The 16,343-nt window shown below is 72.7% G+C and carries 14 protein-coding genes and 1 pseudogene; 6 read left to right on the forward strand and 9 right to left on the reverse strand.

Features of this window, described 5'->3' with window-relative positions; genetic code table 11:
• Positions 1 to 79 precede the first annotated feature (79 nt).
• Positions 80 to 751: a DUF6445 family protein gene (locus ACFXDJ_RS25050; RefSeq protein ID WP_384650838.1), complete on the forward strand. Its 672-nt coding sequence runs from the start codon at positions 80 to 82 to the stop codon at positions 749 to 751.
• Positions 752 to 771: 20 nt separating this feature from the next.
• On the opposite strand, the gene ACFXDJ_RS25055 is transcribed toward ACFXDJ_RS25050, so the two are convergent.
• Both ACFXDJ_RS25055 and ACFXDJ_RS25060 read right to left on the reverse strand, forming a co-directional pair.
• Entirely contained in the window at positions 772 to 1,344 is a 573-nt protein-coding gene (locus ACFXDJ_RS25055; RefSeq protein ID WP_384650840.1) for a universal stress protein, read from the reverse strand.
• 135 nt (positions 1,345 to 1,479) lie between these two features.
• Positions 1,480 to 2,094 carry an RraA family protein gene (locus tag ACFXDJ_RS25060; protein ID WP_384650842.1) on the reverse strand — a complete coding sequence of 205 codons (615 nt, stop codon included), beginning with the start codon at positions 2,092 to 2,094 and terminating at the stop codon, positions 1,480 to 1,482.
• A gap of 195 nt (positions 2,095 to 2,289) precedes the next feature.
• Here ACFXDJ_RS25060 and ACFXDJ_RS25065 point away from each other — a divergent pair.
• Both ACFXDJ_RS25065 and ACFXDJ_RS25070 read left to right on the forward strand, forming a co-directional pair.
• Positions 2,290 to 3,077: pseudogene (locus tag ACFXDJ_RS25065) on the forward strand (oxidoreductase).
• A gap of 41 nt (positions 3,078 to 3,118) precedes the next feature.
• Positions 3,119 to 3,526 carry a hypothetical protein gene (locus ACFXDJ_RS25070; protein WP_384650844.1) on the forward strand — a complete coding sequence of 136 codons (408 nt, stop codon included), beginning with the start codon at positions 3,119 to 3,121 and terminating at the stop codon, positions 3,524 to 3,526.
• Between the two features lie 21 nt (positions 3,527 to 3,547).
• Here ACFXDJ_RS25070 and ACFXDJ_RS25075 read toward each other — a convergent pair whose 3' ends face one another.
• The 3 genes from ACFXDJ_RS25075 to ACFXDJ_RS25085 form a co-directional block, all read right to left on the reverse strand.
• Entirely contained in the window at positions 3,548 to 4,006 is a 459-nt protein-coding gene (locus tag ACFXDJ_RS25075) for an SRPBCC domain-containing protein (protein WP_384650846.1), read from the reverse strand.
• Positions 4,007 to 4,101: 95 nt separating this feature from the next.
• A complete protein-coding gene (locus ACFXDJ_RS25080; RefSeq protein WP_384650848.1) occupies positions 4,102 to 5,304 on the reverse strand; it encodes a winged helix DNA-binding domain-containing protein in 1,203 nt (400 codons plus the stop codon).
• Between the two features lie 50 nt (positions 5,305 to 5,354).
• Positions 5,355 to 6,815 carry a hypothetical protein gene (locus ACFXDJ_RS25085; protein WP_384650849.1) on the reverse strand — a complete coding sequence of 487 codons (1,461 nt, stop codon included), beginning with the start codon at positions 6,813 to 6,815 and terminating at the stop codon, positions 5,355 to 5,357.
• Positions 6,816 to 7,168: 353 nt separating this feature from the next.
• On the opposite strand from ACFXDJ_RS25085, the gene ACFXDJ_RS25090 reads away from it, so the two are divergent.
• Positions 7,169 to 8,011 (forward strand): hypothetical protein, encoded by an 843-nt coding sequence (locus ACFXDJ_RS25090; RefSeq protein ID WP_384650851.1) that lies wholly within the window; start codon positions 7,169 to 7,171, stop codon positions 8,009 to 8,011.
• Positions 8,012 to 8,043: 32 nt separating this feature from the next.
• Here the strand turns inward: ACFXDJ_RS25090 and ACFXDJ_RS25095 are convergent, their stop codons facing one another.
• On the reverse strand, positions 8,044 to 8,652 hold the full coding sequence (locus ACFXDJ_RS25095) for a helix-turn-helix domain-containing protein (protein WP_384650853.1): 609 nt from the start codon (positions 8,650 to 8,652) through the stop codon (positions 8,044 to 8,046).
• Between the two features lie 94 nt (positions 8,653 to 8,746).
• Between ACFXDJ_RS25095 and ACFXDJ_RS25100 the strand changes: the two genes are divergently transcribed.
• Positions 8,747 to 10,144 carry an MFS transporter gene (locus tag ACFXDJ_RS25100; protein ID WP_384650855.1) on the forward strand — a complete coding sequence of 466 codons (1,398 nt, stop codon included), beginning with the start codon at positions 8,747 to 8,749 and terminating at the stop codon, positions 10,142 to 10,144.
• Between the two features lie 21 nt (positions 10,145 to 10,165).
• Here the strand turns inward: ACFXDJ_RS25100 and katG are convergent, their stop codons facing one another.
• Positions 10,166 to 12,394, reverse strand: a complete 2,229-nt coding sequence (katG, locus tag ACFXDJ_RS25105; RefSeq protein WP_384650857.1) for a catalase/peroxidase HPI — start codon at positions 12,392 to 12,394, stop codon at positions 10,166 to 10,168.
• 303 nt (positions 12,395 to 12,697) lie between these two features.
• Between katG and ACFXDJ_RS25110 the strand changes: the two genes are divergently transcribed.
• The gene (locus tag ACFXDJ_RS25110; RefSeq protein WP_384650859.1) at positions 12,698 to 13,108 is read left to right on the forward strand and encodes a Fur family transcriptional regulator; all 411 of its coding nucleotides are present in this window, start codon (positions 12,698 to 12,700) and stop codon (positions 13,106 to 13,108) included.
• Positions 13,109 to 13,155: 47 nt separating this feature from the next.
• On the opposite strand, the gene ACFXDJ_RS25115 is transcribed toward ACFXDJ_RS25110, so the two are convergent.
• On the reverse strand, positions 13,156 to 14,457 hold the full coding sequence (locus tag ACFXDJ_RS25115; RefSeq protein WP_384650861.1) for an ion channel protein: 1,302 nt from the start codon (positions 14,455 to 14,457) through the stop codon (positions 13,156 to 13,158).
• 44 nt (positions 14,458 to 14,501) lie between these two features.
• A complete protein-coding gene (locus ACFXDJ_RS25120) occupies positions 14,502 to 16,169 on the reverse strand; it encodes a hypothetical protein (RefSeq protein ID WP_384650863.1) in 1,668 nt (555 codons plus the stop codon).
• Positions 16,170 to 16,343: the final 174 nt, after the last annotated feature.

Here is a 16,343-nt window from a genome sequence, read left to right on the forward strand (position 1 = left end):
TCCCGCATGGCGAACACTTGACGGAAGGTTGACCGCTTCGGAGGAGAGCGCGCGGCCAAGGTCAACTACTTTCCCTGGCATGCCTCTACACCCCCCACCCCTGCCGGTCCTCCCTTACCGCAAGCCGACCCGCGGGCGCGACTACTGGGAGTTGGACAACGTACTGCCCGATCCGGCCGCCGTACGGGAGCGCTTGCTCGCCCGGGACGACTGGACCGAGGGCTACCCCCACAAGCCCGAGGCCTGGCCGGGCCTGCGTTCCATGCCCGCGCTCGAACCGGACGAACTCGCGCACGTGGAACGGCTGGTGCGCAAGGCGACCGGAGCACAGCGGATCTGGGCGCAAGAGCCCGCCGGCGGCGGCACGTTCAACCACAACTGCGTACAGGTCGTCGGCGAGGGCGAGTGCGAGCCGCGTCCCCACACCGATTCGCGCACGCTGTGCCGGTACGCGGCGGTGCTCTACCTCAACCCCAAGGTCCCCAAGCACTGCGGCACCAGCTTCTACCGCCAGAGCCTGCCGGGCGGCGCCCTCGGCGGCAATCAAGTGGCCGCCCCGCACAACAACTTGGTCGACGCGCTGGGCACCCGCTTCGTCGCCCCCGACTCCTTCGTCGAGGACCTACGGGTCCCCCACAAGGCCAACCGGCTGCTGCTCTACTCCGCCAACCTGATCCACACCGCCTCCGCCTACTGGGGCCACACCCTGGAGGACAAGCGGATGACGGCGGTGTTCTTCTGGATGGCCTGACAGGCCCCTGGTCGGCGTGGTCACCGGACCAGGTCCCCGGCGTCCAGCGGCCGCCGCCACACGATGCGGCGGTGCAGGGCGTCCAGGTCGGCCCGCAGCGGACCGGGCGGCACGGCCAGCACCGGGCAGGGGGCGTGCGCCAGGCAGTACCGGGAGACCGAGGGCCGTAGCGCGCGCAGCAGCGGGCCGCGCGGGCCCGTACCGACGACCAGCAGGTCGTCCGGGCCGCGTACGGAGTCGACCAGCGCGGCGCCCGGTGTGCCCCGGACCGTCAGCCCGGCCAGGTCCACACCGGGCGGGGCGGTGCCGAACGGGGCAGTGCCGAACGCGGTCCGCAGGACCTCGCGCAGCCGCTCCGCCGCCGTGTCCCGGGATGCGGCGAGGAGCGGCGTGCCGCCCCCGCCGCGCCGGGCGCCGGGGCCGCCGAGCGGCGGCTGCCAGGCCAGGACGACCCACAGCTCCGCGTCCCGCGCCCGTGCCTCGGCGTACGCCACGTGCAGTGCCGTCACGCTCCCCAGGGATTCCCGCGCCCCCACCACGACTCGTCCTCGCACCGTGCCGCCCGCCCTTTCCGTCGCCTTCGTCACCTCCATGGAACGGCGGCCGCGGAGGCCGGGGCAGACTTCCTGACGGCCTCATGACGCCGGAACCACAAACCCTGACGGGCCCCTAACAGGCCCTTGCGGGCCGGGAGCGTTCCGAGGGCGACGGCCTACGGGTGACGCCGCTCAGCCGGTGAAACCCACCTCGCGCAGCGCCTGCTCGATCCGCGAGCGGTGCTGCTCCTCCCAGGCGTCGAGGGACTCCCCGGCCTCCTTGGCCAGCTTCGCCCGCGCGGCCCGCAGGATCTCCTCCTGACGGGCGGCCGGGGTGACCACGACGCCCTCCTCGTCGGCGACCACGATGTCCCCGGGGTGCACGAGCACCCCGCCGACCCGGGCCGGTACGCCGAGCTCGCCGAGCTTCTTCTTGCTGCCGGGGATCGGGACGACCCCCCGGGAGAACACGGGGAAGCCTGCCTCGCGCACCTCGCCGAGGTCGCGGATGACCCCGTCGACCACGAAGGCGGCGACGCCCCGCCGCTGCGCGACGGCGCACACGTTGCCGCCGGCCAGCGCGTACTCCACGTCCCCCGACTCCACGACGATGACGGAGCCCGGCTCCGCCCGGTAGATGGCCGCGTGCAGCATCAGGTTGTCGCCGGGCTCGCACCGCACGGTGTACGCGGGTCCCGCGACGCGCGGCGAGTCCCACAGCGGGCGGATCCCGATGTCCATGACCTGCTCGCGGCCCAGCAGGTCGGCGAGGGTGGTGGGGGGAACATCCTTGAATGCGTCGTCCATGCCGGTCGTCCTCCGTACGGTATAAGTGCTGGTCCCAGGTGGTCCCGCGGTCCGAGCCGACAGTACGGGTGCCCCCGCGGCTCCCGCTCGCCGCCCCGTGCACCTCCTCGGTGGCGCCCTGGTGCCCTGGCGCCCCGGGTCCGCTGTCCGCGAACTCGCCCCGCCCTGCCGGGCCGCGCGTGTTTGGCTGTCCGGATGGAGATCTTGGTTCTGGGCGGAACGGCATGGCTGGGCCGGGAAGTGTCCCGGCAGGCGATCGAGCGCGGTCACCGGGTGACGTGCCTGGCGCGCGGCGAAAGCGGAGAGGTCGCCGAGGGGGCGACCCTGGTGGCCGCCGACCGGCGCGGCCCTTCGGCGAGGCGAAGGTCGCCTGCGAGCACGCGTCCACGGCCGCCGTCGGCGAGCGCCTCCTCATCGCCCGCGCCGGGCTGATCGGCGGTCCGGGCGATCACAGCGGCCGCTCCGGCTACTGGGCCGCCCGCGCCGCACTCGATCCGCGCGGCCCGATGCTGGTCCCCGACGAACCGGGCATGCCCACGCAGGCCGTCGACGCACGGGACCTCGCCGCCTGGCTCCTCGACTCCTCGGAGAAGGGCACCACCGGTACGTACGACGCCGTCGGCCCGGTCGTCCCGTTCGCCGAGTGGATCGAGCTGTCCCGCACCGTCGCCGGCCACACCGGTCCGGTGGTCAGCGCCGACTCGGCATGGCTGCTCGCCCACGGCGTGGGCCAGTACATGGGGCCCGAGTCCCTCCCGATGTGGATGGTCGAGCCGGGCTGGGAAGGATGGTCCGCCCGCAACGGCTCCGCCGCACACCACGCGGGCCTGCGCCACCGCCCCCGCGCGGAGCTGCTGGCCGACACCCTGCGCTGGGAGCGCGAGCAGGGCCTGACCCGGGACCGCCGGGCCGGCCTCAGCGCGCGGCGCGAAGACGAGCTGCTCGACGCGTTCGCAGCCCGTGGCGGACTCGGCACCGGCTGAAGACGTCCTGCGCACCGGGGCGGCTCTGCCACCCTGGTGCCATGGACGCACCTCTGCGCGGCGCCTGGCTGCGCGCCGGAATCAGCCGTGACGACGGGCCGCTGCGGGAGACCGGGCACGTCGTGTGGCTCCAGACCGGCACCTTCTACGCGGACAGCCGCGGCTTCGCCGGGACCACCTCGTACGAGGACGGCCGGGTCACCTTCCACCACGAGGTCGGCGCCCCGGGCCACGACATCGGGACCCTGCGCTCCGAGGGCACCCTCATGATCGAAACCGGCACCAACCTCGACGGCAGCACCTTCCTGGAGGTCTGGACACCGCTGCCCCACGGCGAGGGCCCCGAGGGCTCCTGGACCGCGGCGGGTGCGCAGACCGTCCGGGTGGGCAGCCACGTCGTCCACGTCGACGCGGCCGGCCACGGCACCCACCTGCTCCTCCCGGACTGAGACCGGGCTCGGAGACCGGGCTCAGATCGCGGGTCGCCGCGTCCAGGCGTCCGGGCCGGGGTCGCCGCCTTCGGCGCGGGCCGCGAGCCGGTCCACGTAGTGCTGCCAGACCTCGGCGTGGGCGAGGCAGGTGTCCTCCGAGGGCAGGCCGCTGTGGATCAGGTGCAGCACGGTGCCCTCGGGGCCGGGCACGAGGGTGATCTCCACGGTGGTGGTGCCGGGCGCCACCGGGATCGGGCCGGCCTCCCAGCCCCAGGTGAAGGCGAGCCGCCGGGGCGGGTCGACGGCGAGGAAGCGGCCGGAGGCGGTGTTCTCACCGGTGACCCTGGTCCGGTACGGGCCCCCGGGCTCGAAGGCGAAGACGCCCTCGACGCCCATCCAGGAGAGCCACATCTCGCGGTCGGTGAAGAAGGCGAAGACGGTCTCGGGGAGGGCCTCGATGTGCCGCTCCAGGGTCACCGTGTCGGTGGGGGTGCTCATCGTGTCCTCCCGTCCGCCCGGCGGAACCCGTCGCCCCGCGCCTTGCGCAGCGTAACCAGGCCCACCGCGCACAGCATCCCGAAGGGCCCTTCCCCTCAACTCCCCGGGAGCAGCCGGGTCTCCGCGCTCGGCAGCTTGCTCCACCAGTGGCCGTACCGGCTGTAGACCGCCGGGTCCCGGGCCGCGAGGAAGGCCGTCAGCGACCGGGCCTCGCCGGCGAGCGCCTCCCAGACCCCGTCCGGCAGCGGGTGGAAGGCGGTCGCCTCGATCCCTCCCCCGGCCGGGCGCCACACTCCGGCCACGTACCCGTCGACCAGCAGGGTCGGCAGGGTGTCGCCGTTCACGCGGATGACGAGCCCCCGGTACTGCGGCGGGATGACACGGTCGCGTTCGGAGTAGGCCAGCAGGGTGCTGTCCCACATGGCCATCAGCCGGGGCGGTGCCGGCGTGTCCCCGTCCGGTCGCGGGGCGCCCGGAACGTCGAACAGCTCTTCGCCCTTCGGCCCTTCCAGGCGTTCCACGAGCGGCCCGTCGCCTTCGAGCGCCGTCCGGGCCATCCGGGGCGTCCGGGCCGTCAGGGCCTGTAGCGCCTTCCTGACCCTGGCCCGCTGGACCAGCGCGAACTGCGCGACGTCCGCCACCGACGCCGGCCCGAACCCTTCGAGGTAGCGCAGCACCAGCTTGCGCAGGGACTCCTCGGAGGCCTCCGGGTCCGCCGGCACCGCCCTCGGGACGGCCGGGGGCGCGATGTACGACGGGCGGTCCCCGAAGGACCACGGCCGCGCGGTCGGTGCGTGCAGCAGCGGCGCGTACTTGCGCAGCCCCCACCACGCGCCCGGCCGCGCCGGCGCACCGAGCCGCTCCCCGAGCCAGGCCTCGCACTCGGCGTTGGTCCGGGGCCGGTCGGCGAAGGCCAGCAGTTCCGGAACCAGCGCGTCGGCGTCCTCGGCGGTCAGCCCCGACGCCGTGAAACGGCTCCCCAGCCGGGATGCCCGTACCCCCGGCTGCACGGCCTCGCGGAAGGCGGCGAAGTCCTCGTGGTGGACGGCGTGCAGCGTGATCCGCATCAGGGTCGCCTTGACCACCCGCTGGCGGGCGAAGGCGGCGTCGAGACCGGCCGGATCGAAGCCGCTGAGCCGGTTCCACAGCGCGAGATAGGGCGAGGCCGCCTGCTGCGCCTGGAGGGCGACCACCCGACGGAGTCCGTCCTCGACGCCGAGCGGCGCCCGCGCCAGCAGCAACTGCCGGGCGAGCGTTGCACGGTTGAGTCCTCGCGCGGTGATCCTCACGGTGGTCATGGCCCCGACCCTAGGGCCCCGTCATCGCCGGCCCGGCTCCTGCCCCCTGGTCAGCCCTTGGTGATCCTGACCACGCCGGTTTCCGTGCCCTGGTAGAGGGTGCCGTCGGGGCCGGTGGTTCCGGTCATCTGGAGCGGGTTGTACACCAGGCCGATGCCGAGGAACGAGCTGCTGAGCTGCGCCCCGGTGGCCGGGTCGAGCACGGAGTGGTGGTACGAGGCGAAGGTGTTGAGGCCCGCGCTGCCCGTCGGTCCGGTGACGGAGACGGTGTAGATCTTGCCGTCGGCCACCGAGAGCCTGGGCAGGGCGGCCGACTTCACGGAGCTGTTCCACACCAGACGGCACCCCGTTCCCTCGGCGTTGACGTCTACCCGGCTGAGGCCGCCGTCGAAGTTCGCGGAGGACGGCTTGCTCTCCGGGGCCCCCGCGGGCAGGGCCGGGTAGGGGTATCCGTAGGTGTTGGTGACGAAGACGCTGCGTCCGGAGGCGATGACGGCGTCCTCGGTCCCGCTGTTGGCGTACTGGGTGAGCACCGGGGTGGAGCAGATCGGCGCCGGTCCCCCGTCCACCCGGTAGACGAGCAGGTTCTCGTGCGGGGCGGCGTTGTCGGTGATGGTGACGTACTCCGTCCCGCTGACCGGCCCGAAGAAGCTCGGGGTGGCGCCGGTGCCCCAGCTGAGCTGGCCGGGCTTGCGGCCGGGACCGCGGTCGTACGGGGCCCTCCAGTCGATGACGGGGGTGCCGTCGGGCGACTCGGACAGCAGGTAGAGGGCGTGGTCGGTGGCGACCGCCGTGTGGCCCGGAGCGGTGGAGATGCTGTTCTGCACGCCCTCGCCGGTGCCGATGGCGCGTACCGCTCCGGTACCGGTGTCCACGGTTCCGATCACGCCGCCGGTGGTGGCGAACCAGACCTTGCCGTTCCAGGCGGGGGCCAGACCGACGATGTTGTCGCCGGCGGGGACGGCGTCGGCGAGCGGTGTGGACTGATCGACCGTCAGCGTCCAGCCGGAGCCGGCGCGGTGGTGGCCGATGCGCAGGAGGTTGTTGCCGCCGTCGACGGCGACCAGGCGGTCGTTGTTGTCGAGGTAGGAGTAAACGCCCCCGAACAGGCTGCCCTTGGGCAGGGCGAGGGAGGCGAGGTCGGCTCCGCTGACGGGATCCAGCAGGTGCACCGTCGGGGTCCGGCCGAAGATGGTGGTGCACAGGGTGACCACGTAGCCGTCGGTTCCGATGACCACGGTCGGGCAGGCGGAGGCCAGCGCGGTACGGGAGTACGCGATCTTCCCGGTTCCGGGGCCCGGGTAGGGCGTGGTGTCGCTGGAGGCGCTGTCGCCGTGCATTCCGGCGGTGCCGTTGGGGGCACTGGCCGGATTCCGCGGCGGCAGCGGACCGTACGCCGTGGTGTCGGCGGAGGCGGAGGCGGTGGCGGAGGCGCCGAAGGCGCCCAGGGTGACGGCCAGGGCGAGGGAGAGCGCGGCGAAGCGCCCGCCCGCGGGCAGGGAAAAGGGCATGGGGGTGTCCTCGGACAGGAAGAGACGGCAGGGAGACGTCACGGAAACGGCGAAGTCGGCAGCGAGCCGCGTACGGCGAGGTCCGGTTGTGGTGACCCCGGGCCGTGCTTCGATCGCGGTGGCGCACCGACACGGCTCTGACGAAGACGCTAGCCGGTGATCACGGCCGTCGGCCGTCCCCGGGGGTACACCGCACAGCATGTTCATGCCCCCGCAGCACTCGTGCAACAGACCGCGCGTCGGCCGGCGTCCGCCCTCGTCTACACTCCTGTAGACATTGGTCCGGGAGCCGGCGGCTGCCCGGCCGGCATCGGCTATGCGGCGCGGGCCGCACCGGAAGGGGTGGAGCGGGGATGTCGGAAACCGACAGCAGGACGGCGACGGAGCAGTGGACGCGGATAGCCGCGGCGCCGGACCGCGGGGCTCCCCGCGCGGACCGGACGGAGACCGTCCTCTCCAAGGTGCCCGAGGTCACCGCCTGGTTCTGGACGGTCAAGGTGCTCACCACCGGCATGGGGGAAACGGCTTCCGACTTCCTGGCGAGGACCCTGGGCCCGGTGCCGGCCGGCTGCCTCGGGCTCGCGGGCCTGACGGCCCTGCTGGTCCTGCAGTTCCGGTCCGCGCGGTACCGGCCCTGGACGTACTGGTCGGCGATCGTCATGGTCAGCGTGTTCGGCACGATGGCCGCGGACGTGGTGCACGTCATCGTCGGCATCCCGTACACGGTGTCGGCCGTGGGCTTCACCCTCGCCCTGGCCGCCGTTCTGGCCCTCTGGTACGCGTCGGAGCGGACCCTGTCCATCCACAGCATCCACACCACGCGCCGCGAGGTCTTCTACTGGGCTACGGTGCTCACCACCTTCGCCCTGGGCACCGCGGTGGGCGACCTCACCGCCGGGACCCTGAAGCTGGGCTACCTGCCGTCCGGGTTCCTCTTCGCCGCCCTCATCGTGCTGCCTGTGCTGGGCCGCCGCCTCCTCGGGCTGAACGCCGTGGCCGCCTTCTGGGCCGCGTACATCCTCACCCGGCCGCTCGGCGCCTCGTTCGCGGACTGGATGGGTGTTCCCACCGCGCGCGGCGGCCTGGGATGGGGAACCGGCCCGGTCAGCCTCGCACTGCTGGTCCCGATCGCCGCCCTCGTCGGCTACCTGGCGGTGAGCCGGGCCGATACGCCGGGCCACGGCACGCGCCACTGATCCCTCCGGCTCCCCCGCTCCCCGGCCGGCCCTCAGTCGGCCGGTCGCGGGTGCACCACCGCCCGGTCCCCCCGCGGCCCGAACAGGTGCAGGATCTCCACGGCGGTCGTGCCCGCCGGACCGAACCAGTGCGGTTCCCTGGTGTCGAACTCGGCCGCTTCGCCCGGGCCGAGGGTGGATTCGTGCTCCCCGATGACCAGGCGCAGCTCGCCCGCGAGGACGTACAGCCACTCGTAGCCCTCGTGGGTGACCAGCTTCGGCTCCCGCGGAGCCAGTACCTGCTTGAACACCTGCACCCGGCCCGGATACTGCGTCAGGGGTACGAGGGTGCTGCCGTGCCCCTTGCGCAGGGGCCTCAGGTGCACCCGGGGGTCACCGCTGGCCGGCGCGGCCACCAGTTGGTCGAGGGCGATGCGGTGCGCACGCGCCAGCGGGATCAGCAGCTCCAGCGTCGGGCGCCGTTTGCCCGATTCGAGGCGGGACAGCGTGCTCACCGAGAACCCGGTCGTGGCGGCGAGCGCCTCCAGCGTGAGCCCGCGGTCCCGGCGCAGTGCGCGCAGCCGGGGCCCGATGGCGTCGAGGATCCGCTCCACTTCGCCGCCCTGGTCCTGCTCCTGGTCCTGGTCCTGAGGCTTGTCCATGGCCTCTATTTTGCAGTCCTCGCAAATCTTCTGGGCGGTCGTGGCCGTGCGGCCCGAGCATGGCCGGACAGATTCCGACATTGCGAGGTAGGCCGTGACCGCCACGATGCACGCAGTTCCCCCCGTTCTGAGCGCCCGCAGACGCTGGACGGTGCTGGCCGTCTGCTGTCTGAGCATGTTCCTGGTGGGCCTGGACACCACCATCGTCAACGTGGGCCTGCCCGCCATCGGGCGCGGCCTCCACGCCGGGACCCGCCCGCTCGAATGGACCGTGGACGCCTACACCCTGGTCCTGGCCAGCCTCCTGATCACCTCCGGCGCGCTGGCCGACCGGTTCGGGCGGCGCAGGGTGTTCCGGCTCGGGCTGAGCGTGTTCGGGATCGCCTCGCTGCTCTGCGCGGTCGCCCCCTCGGTGGACGTGCTCATCGCGGCCCGGGCGGTCCAGGGGATCGGGGCTTCGATGCTCAGCCCCGTGGCGCTGGCGATCGTGGTGAACGCGATGCCCGACCCGAAGGAGCGGGCGCAGGCGATCGGGGTGTGGGCGGCGGTCTTCGGGCTCAGCATGGCCGTCGGCCCGGTCACGGGCGGCGCCCTCATCGCGGCCTTCGGCTGGCGGTCGGTGTTCTGGATCAACGCACCGGTCATCGTCATCGCCCTGGTGCTCAGCTCGCTGTTCGTCGCCGAGTCCCGGGCACAGCGGGCGCAGCGCCTAGACCTGCCGGGCCAGCTCCTGCTGACGGCGGTCATCGGGATCTCGGTCGCCGTCCTCATCGAGGGTCCGCACATCGGCTGGACCTCGCCCGGGGCCCTGTGCGCCTACGGATTCACCGCCGTGGCGACGGCCGGGTTCGTCCGGGTCGAGTCCCGTCGGAGCGAGCCGCTGATGGATCCGCGGCTCTTTCGCGCTCCGGCCTTCCGCAGCGCGTTCCTGGGCGCCGTGGCCGTCTTCGTCGCCCTGAACGTGACCCTGCTGCTCAACACCCTCTATCTCCAGCACACCCGTGGCTGGACCCCGCTGGCCTCCGGTACGGCCACCTTGCCCATGGCGGTCGGAGCGATCTTCTGCGCGCCGCTGTCCGGCCGGATGACCGGCCGCGGCGGACCCCGGCTGCCGCTGCTCCTGGCCGGCGGCTTCATGACGGCGGGCGGGCTCTGCCTGGTCCGGCTCGACGCGGACACGAGCGTGCCGCTGCTGCTGCTCGCCTATCTGCTCATCGGCACCGGGTTCGGGTTCGCCAACGCCCCGATCACCAACACCGCGGTGAGCGGACTGCCGCCGGCCAGGGCCGGCGTGGCCGGAGCGATCACGTCCACGGCACGGCAGTTCGGCGCCGCGATCGGCATCGCCGTCGCCGGCGGACTGGTCGCCGGTGCGGACCCGGCGGAGCTGGCGCGGGCATCGCGGCCGGGCTGGATCCTGGTCACGGCCTGCGGGCTGTTCCTCTTCTTCGTGGCCCGGGCATCGCGGCGGCCGGCCGCCATCGGCAGATGACGGCCGGCCCCTGCCTCGGGATCAGACCAGGTCGAAGCGGTCGAGCCGCATCACCTTGTCCCAGGCCGCGACGAAGTCCTTGACGAACTTCGCCTTCGCGTCGTCGCTCGCGTAGACCTCGGCGAGCGCGCGCAGCTCGGAGTTCGAGCCGAAGACGAGGTCGACGCGGGTGCCGGTCCACTTGACCGCGCCCGTGGCGTCGCGGCCCTCGAAGGTGTTCTCGTCCCCGGCCATGCCCTTCCACGTCGTGCCCAGGTCGAGCAGGTTGACGAAGAAGTCGTTGGTCAGCGTCCCGGGGGCCGTGGTGAGGACGCCGAGCTTCGACTGCTGGTGGTTCGCGCCGAGGACGCGCAGACCGCCGACGAGGACCGTCATCTCGGGGGCGCTCAGGTTCAGCAGGTTCGCCTTGTCGAGCAGCAGGTACTCGGCCGGCAGGCGGTTGCCCTTGCCGAGGTAGTTGCGGAACCCGTCGGCGGCCGGTTCGAGCGCCGCGAACGACTCCACGTCCGTCTGCTCCTGCGAGGCGTCCGCGCGTCCCGGAGCGAAGGGGACCTGGACCTCGACGCCGGCGTCCTTCGCGGCCTGTTCGACGGCCGCGCCGCCGGCGAGGACGATCAGGTCGGCCAGCGAGATCTGCTTGCCGCCGCTCTGCGCCGAGTTGAAGGACTCGCGGATGCCCTCCAGCGTGCGCAGCACCGTAGCCAGCTCGTCGGGGTTGTTGACCTCCCACCCGCTCTGGGGCTGGAGGCGGATGCGCGCGCCGTTGGCGCCGCCGCGCTTGTCGCTGCCGCGGAAGGACGAGGCCGACGCCCAGGCGGTGGAGACGAGCTGGGACACGGACAGGTCCGAGTCGAGTACCCGGCTCTTGAGCGAGGCGATGTCGGCGGCGTCGACGAGCGGGTGCGTCACGGCGGGGAGCGGGTCCTGCCACAGCAGCTGCTCGGTCGGGACCTCCGGGCCGAGGTAGCGCACGATCGGGCCCATGTCGCGGTGGGTCAGCTTGAACCACGCGCGCGCGAACGCGTCGGCGAGTTCGGCGGGGTTTTCGAGGAAGCGCCGCGAGATCTGCTCGTAGGCCGGGTCGACCCGGAGCGAGAGGTCGGTCGTCAACATCGTCGGGGCGTGGCTCTTGGACGGGTCATGGGCGTCGGGAACGGTACCCGCCCCCGCGCCGCCCTTCGGCCGGTACTGGTACGCCCCGGCGGGGCTCTTGAACAGCTCCCACTCGTTTCCGAACAGGATCTCGAAGAAGCTGTTGTCCCAGGTGACCGGGGTGTTCGTCCACGTCCCCTCAAGGCCGCTGGTGATCGTGTCGCCGCCCTTGCCGGTGCCGAAGGAGTTGCTCCAGCCGAGGCCCTGCGCCTCCAGCGGGGCGGCCTCGGGGTCCGCGCCGACGCTGATCTCCGGGCCGGCGCCGTGGGTCTTGCCGAAGGTGTGGCCGCCCGCGATCAGGGCGACGGTCTCCTCGTCGTTCATCGCCATCCGGCGGAACGTCTCACGGATGTCGCGCGCCGCGGCGAGGGGGTCCGGGTTGCCGTTCGGGCCCTGCGGGTTGACGTAGATGAGGCCCATCTGGACCGCGCCGAAGGGGTCCTCCAGCTCGCGGTCCCCGGTGTAGCGCTCGTCGTCGAGCCAGGTGGTCTCGGGACCCCAGTAGACGTCCTCGTCGGCCTCCCAGACGTCGGGGCGGCCGCCGCCGAAGCCGAAGGTGTCGAAGCCCATCGACTCCAGGGCCACGTTGCCGGAGAGGATCAGCAGGTCGGCCCACGAGAGGCTCTGGCCGTACTTCTTCTTGACCGGCCACAGCAGACGGCGGGCCTTGTCCAGGTTGGCATTGTCCGGCCAGCTGTTGAGGGGGGCGAAGCGCTGCTGGCCGGACCCGGCACCGCCCCGGCCGTCGCTGACGCGGTAGGTGCCCGCGCTGTGCCATGCCATGCGGATGATGAGCGGGCCGTAGTGGCCGAAGTCGGCGGGCCACCAGTCCTGCGAGTTCGTCAGGACCTCGGCGATGTCCCGCTTCACCGCCGGGAGGTCGAGCGAGTTGAACGCCGCCGCGTAGTCGAACCCCTCGCCCAGCGGGTTGGCCACGGCGGGGTTCTTGGCGAGGATCTTCAGGTTGAGGCGATCCGGCCACCACTGGCGGTTTCCGCCGCCCTGGGTCGGGTGCGGGGCGCGCTCGTGCGCGACCGGACATCCCGTCGCGCCCTCCGCCTTCGCGTCGGCGCCGATTGCGTCGTGGTTCTCAGACATGGGAATCCTTCCGGACCGGACCAGGCGGTCACGGTGATCAGGAACTGCATGCGGTGGAACATTGGCGGCTCAGGACCCGGTAGCGGGCCCGGCTCCGTGGATCGTCCTGACGCCGAGGTGGTCGCTCACGTCCAGTCTCCCGCTGTCTTTCGGAGTCTGTCTGTCCCTTGGCTATCGACGGAACCGATCCTACGATCGACGGAATCCAAGTCAAGAAAGACACCAAGCCCATATCCCGTCGGTTCCCGGACGACCGCCGGTAAGTTGCGGGGTACCCCGTCGAACCTGAAAAGGTGAGCCGATATGAGTGACCTGCTGGAACGGCTACGAGGGCGCGCCTGGCGGATGACCTCCCAGCGGCGCGTGGTCGCGGAGGTCCTCGACGGCGACCACGTGCACCTCACCGCCGACGAGGTGCACGCCCGCGCGGTGCGGCTGTTGCCCGAGATCTCCCGGGCCACCGTCTACAACGCCCTCGGCGAACTGGTCTCCCTCGGTGAGGTCGTGGAGATCACCACCGACGGCCGGGCGAAGCGCTACGACCCCAACGCGCACCACCCGCACCAGCACCTGGTCTGCTCCGGCTGCGGCCTGATCCGCGATGTCCACCCGCAGGGCAGCCCGTTGGCCGGCCTTCCGGCCGAGGAGCGGTTCGGTTTCACGGTGACCGGGGTCGAGGTCACGTACCGCGGACTGTGCCCGGCCTGCGCCTAGGCGCGCGTAGGCCGTCCCTCCGCCCGGGTGGGCGCCCCCGGCCGTCATCAGCGCAGGGGAGCGCCGGAGTCGTCCAGTTGCATCTGGGGGCGGCCGGTGACCAGGAGCCAGGCCGGCAGCAAGGCGATGCACAGCAGCGGCAGCAGGCCCGCGGCCGGGGCCAGGACCGCCGCGGTGAACAGGCTCACCCAGCCCTGCCGGGTGACGGCCAGCAGGACGCCGAGGACCCCGCAGGTCACCCCGACCGGCAGCTGCACCGCCGGTACCAGGGCGCATGCGGCCAGGCCGAACGCCACCCCGGCGAAGACGGAGGGGAAGATCCGCCCGCCCCGGAATCCGGACCCGCAGGCCACCAGGACGGCGACCAGCTTCACCACGCTCATCAGGACGAGGGCGCCCGCGGAGTGCCCCGTGGGATCGGCGGCCAGTTCACCGACCTCCTCCAGCCCCTTGAAGAGGGTGAGCCTGCCGCCCAGCGCCCCGAGCAGGCCCAGTACCACTCCGCCCAGGGTCAGTGCCAGCATCGGATGCGGCAGCAGATGGAAGACCCGGTGGACGTGGGGGAAGGCGTAGACGGCGGCCAGGCCCAGGAGGGCTGCGGCCGGGGCGATCAGGAGCGCGGCGAGCAGGTCGCCCCAGTGCGGGCCCTCGAACCGCGGCAGGGGGATCCCGAAGGAGGGGGCGCCGAGCAGTTTGGCCGTCACTCCGCCCGCACCCGCCGCGACCAGCGGGGCGAAGAGCTGGTCCCAGAGGCTGGGCGGGTGTCCGCCCGGGGTCTGCGGCCGGGGCGCCGAGACCATCGTCTCGGTGAGGATCAGCGCGGCCGCGACGGGTGTGCCGAAGAGCGCTCCGACCGTACCCGCCGCGCCGAGGGCCACCCACACCTGTACCGGGCTGCCGGGCAGCATGCGCCGGCCCAGCCAGTAGGCGAGGGCGATGTTCACGGCGGTGATGGGGTTCTCCGGACCCAGGCTCACCCCGCCGGCCAGGGCCAGCCCGGTGGCCAGCAGCAGGCCCGGGACCACCCCGGGCGGCAGCGGGGCGTCCACGAGTCCGGTTGTCGCGGGATCCGGCCCGGCGTGCCCGTGGACCTTCCACACCACGAGGCCGACGGCGATGCCGGTCGTGGTCAGGACGACCAGGGTCCACGCCACGGACCAGCGGCCGATCCCGAGGGCGTCGGGGAGGGTCTCCCACAGCACGTCCTTCAGCAGCTCGGCCGCGTCGCTCACGCCGGTGAGGAGCAGGCTCGAACCCACCCCGATCGCCAGGGCGGGCAGGACCAGGGGCAGCAGTGCCCTGGCCGGGGTGGCCGGAGACGGCACGGGGGGCTTCGCTAGGTCGCTCACCGGATCAACCTAGCGGCGCATAGTGCGAAAACCTGGCAAATGCCTCAGCGTCGGTGGATCCGGTCGACGCCGTACCACTTCGAGACACAGGCGGCGGCCCAGTCGGACGTGTAGTTCGAGGTGTAGAAGGGCTCGGCCAGGCTCCCGATGTACAAGGGGTGGTACCCGACGTCGGTGGCGCCCTGCCGGGCCTCCTTCTCGATCCGGGCGTTCTGGGCGTCCCAGGCCACCGCGCGCGAGACCGTGGTGGTGGTGAGCTTCTGGACGCTCGGGATGAGCGCGGCCATGGAAGCCAGCACCACGGCGCCCGCGGCGACGACGGCGACAGCGGCCGGCACGTACGCGGTCTTGGCCGTGGCCGTGACCGCGGTCTCTGATGTGGTCTCGGCCGAGGTCCGCCGGCTCGTCAGGGACCGGCCGGCCCACCGCCCGAACAGGGCACCGTAGGCGCACAGCCCCAGCTCCATCGGGACCAGGTAGTTCGTCCAGGTCCGGGCGTACGTCCACCCGGTCGGGCCGTAGCCGCTGCGCAGGCCCACGACCACCGCGAACGACCCCAGCACCACCACGAGCACCGGGAGCGCCCACAGCGCGATCAGCGTCGGCCGCGGGATCTCGCGGGGCAGTCCCCCCTCGTCGGCGGCGGAGGCGCGCAGGGCCCGCCGGCCGGAGCCGGAGGCGCGCAGACCGACCGCCAGGCCGATCAGGATGCCGACGGCGGCGGCTCCGAGGTAGGCCCACTGGCCGGTCACGGATTCCCACATCCGCAGCCAGTCGTGGGCGGTGGCCCGGAGTTCGCGCGAGGAGAGCAGGGAGTCCCTGGCCGGCTGCTGGGCGCGGCGCCACCGGGCGCCGGGAGAGGTGTAGAGCAGGATCAGACCGGTGAGGAGTCCGAAGCACCAGACCAGGCACCAGGTGAACGGACGCCAGGTCCGCGCGAGCCCGAACCGGGGCACCGCCAGCAGTCCGGCGCCGGCCCCGAGGAGACCGGTGACGAGCGTGAACGGCTCGCTCAGGGTGCCCAGCGCGCACGCGATGAGGAACGTCGCCGCGAACCCCAACGTCCGGGCGCGGCCGCCGGTCCGGCGGACGGTCCGGATTCCCAGCAGGAGCGCCCACACGCCGATGACGCTGGGAACGGTGTGGGAGATCGTGGCGGGGGCCCACAGCAGCGCCTGGTAACTGCGGGTTCCGGCGAAGTAGATGAGGGCCTGGAGGACCAGCGCGCCGGCGGTGAGGAGCAGCAGCCGGGGCCTGGCGCCGAGGAACCTCATGAACTGGGACCCGAGCAGGACCAGGCCGATCGTGAAGGTGACGGCGATGACGGTCGGCAGGATCTCGGTGCCGAGGAGGCCGTCGCCGTAGATGACGCCGCTCAGGAAGGCATTGGCGACCCGGCCGTTCTGGGTCATGTAGAAGTCGGACGTGATGCCGAAGACTCCCAGATCGCGGGCCTTCCAGGCAGCGCACCAGTCGTCCGAGGTGGGCCGCACGTAGAGCCCGAGGAAACACCCGACGGCGACCAGGGCCCCGGACACGGCCACGAGGATCCCGGAGGTGCCGAGCATGAGCCCGCGGGCGAATGCGCGCCGGTCACCGCCCCGGCCCGTTCCGGGGGAATCGCCCGGGGAATCCGCCCGGAGGCCGTCCTCCCCGTCGAACCCGCGCCGGGCCTCGCCCTCCTCTATCCCGTGGGGCACGTCAGTCCTCATTCACCGATCCTTCACAGCGGCGCCGGCCGGGCCAGAGGCCGATCGCGCCTGCCGTCGTGGTCAGCGCAGGGCGGGCCCGGTCACATCAATGTGCACGGTGCCGCGTCCGCCGGCATCCGGAGGTCGCACGGGACCTTGATCCTCCGTCCACACTCCGGACGTTACTCCATACAG

The sequence above is a fragment of the Streptomyces sp. NPDC059443 genome, assembly GCF_042750105.1.
Classification (GTDB): Bacteria; Actinomycetota; Actinomycetes; order Streptomycetales; family Streptomycetaceae; genus Streptomyces.